General features: G+C 71.4%; 4 protein-coding genes and 1 pseudogene. 2 read left to right on the plus strand and 3 right to left on the minus strand.

What is annotated here, in order from left to right; genetic code table 11:
- Positions 1-355 (plus strand): ATP-binding cassette domain-containing protein (locus FV228_RS20070; protein ID WP_147856231.1); only part of this gene is annotated, 355 nt, incomplete at its 5' end.
- A 42-nt stretch (positions 356-397) separates the two neighbouring features.
- Here FV228_RS20070 and FV228_RS20075 read toward each other — a convergent pair.
- Both FV228_RS20075 and FV228_RS20080 read right to left on the minus strand, forming a co-directional pair.
- Positions 398-2,335, minus strand: a complete 1,938-nt coding sequence (locus FV228_RS20075) for a hypothetical protein (protein WP_147856232.1) — start codon at positions 2,333-2,335, stop codon at positions 398-400.
- Positions 2,336-2,486: 151 nt separating this feature from the next.
- A complete protein-coding gene (locus tag FV228_RS20080; RefSeq protein ID WP_147856233.1) occupies positions 2,487-2,813 on the minus strand; it encodes an iron-sulfur cluster assembly accessory protein in 327 nt (108 codons plus the stop codon).
- Positions 2,814-2,958: 145 nt separating this feature from the next.
- Between FV228_RS20080 and FV228_RS20085 the strand changes: the two are divergent.
- Positions 2,959-4,183: pseudogene (locus FV228_RS20085) on the plus strand (deoxyguanosinetriphosphate triphosphohydrolase).
- 24 nt (positions 4,184-4,207) lie between these two features.
- Here the strand turns inward: FV228_RS20085 and FV228_RS20090 are convergent.
- The gene (locus FV228_RS20090; RefSeq protein WP_238262090.1) at positions 4,208-4,666 is read right to left on the minus strand and encodes a hypothetical protein; all 459 of its coding nucleotides are present in this window, start codon (positions 4,664-4,666) and stop codon (positions 4,208-4,210) included.
- Positions 4,667-4,976: the final 310 nt, after the last annotated feature.

Raw genomic sequence — 4,976 nt, forward strand, 5'->3', positions numbered from 1 at the left:
GGCCCTGTCGCTCGGCATGCAGCGGCGCGTCGCGCTGGCGCGGGCGCTCGCCGACGGGCCGCGGGTGCTGGTCCTCGACGAGCCGTTCGTCTCCCTCGACGATGCCGCGGCGGCCGAGCTGCGCGGATTGGTGGTCGACACCGTGGATTCCGCCGGAATGAGCGTCCTCATGGTGACCCATAACGTCGCCGAAGCGATCGGGATCGCCGACCGGCTGCTGCTCGTCTCGAAACGGCCGGCGACGCTCATGGCGAACGTGACGCTCGACCGCCCGCGCAGACAGCGCGACCGCGCCTGGGCCGAAACCACCCGGGCCGCGCTGGCGGCGGCGCATCCGGGGATCATCGCGGAGTAGCCTGTACGGCGTGCGAACCGCCCGCGGACACTTGCCGAGGGGTCAATTCGCCTTGGCGTCCACGTCCATCCGGTCGAGCAGGGCTGCCGGCGAGCGCGCCGCGCCGATATCGATGAAGCCGATGCCGGCGGGCTCCTTCGACTTCGCGTGCAGCACGAGCTTGCCCGGCTTCATCACGAACTGGCCCATCGCGGCGCCGATGCCCTTGGCCGCCGCCGTGTTGCCGAGGATCACCGGCACGCCGAGCAGGCTGGCGGTGACGTATTCCTTGCGCAGCTCGTCCGGTCGCAGGCTGAGATCCTTCGATTGCGCGGCGAGGAAGCGCTCGAACAGGCCGGCATTCTCCACCGTGAGGTCGAGGTTCTTGGCGCTCCCCGTGAACATCAGCATCGTGGCGGCGGGCAGGCTTCCGTTGAAGAGCTCCGGCCCGATGCCGCCGACGGTCCCGGACAGCCGGACGGTCCCGATATCGCGCCCCGAAATCGTGACTTCGCGCAGCGACAGGTCGCGGGCCTTCCCGTCCAGGGACGCGTCGGCCACGAGATCGAGGTCGAGATTCCGATAGCCGTAGGCCGGAAGCGCGCCGATGATCGGCGCCCCGGCGACGTACTCCGCCGGCAGGCTCAGGCCGGAGAGGGTCAGCCGCCCGGCCGTCGGAACCCCGTCCTGCGGCGGGCCGAAGGACAGCTTGGCTTCCCGCAGGGCCACCCGCCGTGTCGGCGCCGGCGTGATCGTCACCGCGAGCGGGTCGTCGGGCTGCACGATCGCGGGCTTGGGCTCCGGGAGCTTTCCGTCCGCGGACCGGCCCGTCGTCGGCTTCCCCGGTGCGGGGACGCGGGGGGTGGCGCGGGGATCCGGCGGGACGGTCTTGGGCAGCTCGGTGTCGAGCGGCAGGTCGATGCTCAGGTCGGTCAGCGTCAGGCCGCCCAGCGCCGGCGTCAGCCGATGCATCTCGGCATCGCTGAACCCGGACCGGCTGGCGGGATCGGCCGCGGCGTTGCGCAAAGCCGCGATGGTCGGCGCGAGCGAGACGTCCGCCAACGCGAGGCGGGCGAGATGCGCGCGCAGGCTGCCGCGCGCGAGCGTGATGTTCTCCAGGACCGTGCCCGCATCCGACCCGGCGGCGTAGGTCGCCCGCGCGATCTCGAACAGGACCGGTCCCTGCGGATCGGTGTTGCTGACGCTCAGGCCCTGCATGTCGAGGCTGCCCAACGTGGTGGCCTCGATCAGGTCGGCGGCCGAGGCCGCGAAGGTCCGACGGTCGTTGGGCCCCTGGAAGCCGGCGGCCACGATCTCGAACGCGCCGTTCCAGCCGTCCGGCACCTGCCGGCCGCCGAGGTCGCGCCCGTTCAGGCGCGCGATCTTCACGGTGGTGCCGCGTGCGTCCGAATAGGTCACGTCGGAGACCTGGATCGTGCCGTAGACCTTCTGGACCGGGCCCTTGCCGTCGCCCGGGACGGTGTAGAGCCGGTTCAGCGCCGCGAGGTCGAGATCTGTCGCCCGGACCTGGCCGTAGGTGCCGTCGCCGCGGTTGGGGCCCGTGACGGCGCTGACCGTCGCGCCCGCGGCAGTCAGTTCGCCCACGCGTCCGGCCTTCACGTCGCGGGCGACCACGTCGCGATAGGTGACGGTCTGGCGGTCGGTGCCGGGGCCGGCATGCTCCGAGCTGAGAACCGGGATCGTCAGGCTGCCGGCATCGAGCCGTGCCAGCCGCGCCTCCCAGGGCTCGGCCGAATCCGGTTTGAGGATCGCGGCAAGCTCATCCTTGGACAGGCGCGTGCCGCTGGCCGTCAGCTTGGGCGCCCGCAGCATCGTCCCGCCGAGCGGCAGCATGACGTCGGTGATCGTCACGTCCTGGACAGCGGCGGCGCCTTCCTGGGCCGCCAGCGGGGCCGGTGCCGCCGCCCCGGCGAGGCAGGCGAGGGCGCAGGTCGCGGCCAACGCCGACCGGAGGCGGGATCGGACCTTCGGATGGATCATGGGAGGGTCCGGATCACGGCTGAGCGGGGTTGCCGCATGGGTGCCGCGTTTTACCGGCCGAGGCAATCGGACACCGGAGGCGCGAGCCTTGAGCCGGCTCCAGTGTCGTAGCCGCGCAACGGCCGTCCCGAGGGGAGGCCGTTGCGTCGGGTCAGAGCGAGAAGGAGGTGCCGCAGCCGCAGGATGCGGTCGCCAGCGGATTCTCGATCTTGAAGGACTGGCCGATCAGGTCGTTCACGAAGTCGATGGTCGAGCCCGACATGTATTCCAGCGACACGGGATCGACGATCACGGTGGCGCCGTCGCGCTCGATCGCCACGTCCTGGGCCTCCCGGGACCGGGCGATGTCGAACGCGTAGGAGAATCCGGAGCAGCCGCCGCCGTTGACGCTGATGCGCAGAGACGCGCCCGGGGGCTCCGCCCCCATGATCTCGTTGATGCGCTTGGCGGCGCGGGGGGTCAGGGTGATCTCAGCCATCTTTGCTCTGGCCACGCAGCTGTTCGGTGGACGGCGTCGCCCGGCTGTTGCCGAGTCCGCCTAAGCCCACAAGATATGGGTTCGAGGCCCGCGCCGCAACGCGCCGGGCGGGGAGGGGTCATGATCAGGCTGCGTGAGATCGAGGATGGGCGCCGTGCGGCCGAACGGTGAGCGCTGGCGGGCGGCCTACGCCACGGATCCGGCGCGGACGCGCGGACGGCTGATCGCGGAGGCCTCCTCGCCGACCCGCAGCGACTTCCAGCGCGACCGGGACCGGATCATCCACTCCACGGCATTCCGCCGACTGAAGCACAAGACCCAGGTCTTCGTGCACCACGAGGGCGATCATTACCGCACCCGCCTGACCCACACCCTCGAGGTCAGCCAGATCGCGCGGGCGCTCGCCCGGGCGCTGGGCCTCGACGAGGATCTGGCCGAAGCCCTGGCGCTGAGCCACGACCTCGGCCACACCTGCTTCGGCCACACCGGCGAGGATGCGCTGGAGGCCTGCATGGCGGCCCATGGCGGGTTCGATCACAACGCCCAGGCCCTGCGCATCGTCACGCGGCTCGAACGGCGCTACGCCGGTTTCGACGGGCTGAACCTCGCCTGGGAAACCCTGGAGGGGCTGGTCAAGCACAACGGCGCGCTACGCCGCGCGCGGCATCCCGGCCGCCATCCTCGAATATGACGCCCTGAACCCGCTGGACCTGTGGAGCCAGGCCGGCCCGGAGGCGCAGGCGGCGTCGCTCGCCGACGACATCGCCTACGCGGCGCACGACCTCGACGACGGCCTGCGGGCGGGCCTGTTCGAGATCCCGGAGCTGCGCGCCGTGCCGTTCCTGGCCGACATCCTCGACGAGATCGACCGGCTGCATCCGGGCCTGGACCCGTCGCGCGTCATCCACGAGCTGGCCCGGCGCGTCATCACCCGCTTCGTGGAAGACGTGATCCGCGAGGGCGGCCGTCGGATCGGCGCGCTGAATCCCGCACGCGTCGAGGACATCCGCCACGCGTCCGAGCCGGTCATCGTGTTCTCGCCGGCCATCGCGGAGGCCGACGCCGAGATCATGCGGTTCCTCTGGGCCCGGATGTACCGGCATCCGGGGGTCGTGGCGGTGCGCAAGAAGGCCGACGCGATCGTCAACGATCTGTTCGCGGCGTTCACGGCCGCGCCGGAGCGGATGCCCGAGGAGTGGAGCGCCGGCCTGGCGGACGCACCCGAAGGGCGCATCGCCCGGCGTGTGGCCGACTACATCGCCGGCATGACCGACACCTACGCGGTGCTGGCCCATCGCAAGCTCTATCCGACCACGCCCGACCTCCACTGGGAGTTGCCGAGCCGCGGCCTGCCCCTCGCCGAACCGTGAGGTCCGGCGAGGACGCGCGAGCGATCAGCAGCCGCAGCCGCAGGTGAAGCTGCCGTAGCAGCCACCGGAGCCGTATCCGCCATAACCGCCATAGGCGGCCGGGTAGGCGTAGTCGTAGCCGCCGTAGGCCGCGGGATAGCCGTAGCCATAGCCGCCGCCTCCGCCATAGCCGCCGTACAAACTGCCGGCCGCGAGCCCGAGACCCAGGCCGATGCCCGCGCCGGCCAACCCGTAGCCGAGGCCGCGCCCGTAGCCGCCGCGATACCCGTAGCCGCGGCCATAGCCGAAGCCGCGGCCGTAACCGCCGCGCCCGGCGAAGCCGCCGTGATAGCCGCCGTAACCGCCGTGGAAGCCGCCGCCCCGGAAGCCCCTTGCCTCGGCGCTCGGGGCCGCCAGGGCTACCGCGCAGAGGGCGGCGCCGGCTAACATCAAGGTCTTCATGAAGATCTCCAAGATCGAGAATTTTGCGATCTTGTCGATCACATAGACTCTCGCGACCCAAGACAAGATGGTCCGGTGGGCGTCGGTAGTCATCGCGTGGGGATAAACTGCGCTGTTCCCGCCGAATGCCCGCTCGTTCCGGTGGCGCGGTTAACGCCGGCTTGCTCCGTGGGCCGGCCGGCCCGCGTCGCCGCCGTGACACTCTCCCGCCCCCTTGCTAGACGGCTCCCGGCGGGCGCGGGCCGAGACGGCCCTGCGGCAGCATCCCCGCGCGAGCGAGACCGAGACCGATGAACATCTTCGCCCTGTTCGAGGCGCGTGTGCGCGAGGCCGTGGAGGCGCTGACCCGCGC

Origin of the sequence: Methylobacterium sp. WL18 (assembly GCF_008040015.1) — a bacterium.
Taxonomy (GTDB): domain Bacteria; phylum Pseudomonadota; class Alphaproteobacteria; order Rhizobiales; family Beijerinckiaceae; genus Methylobacterium; species Methylobacterium mesophilicum.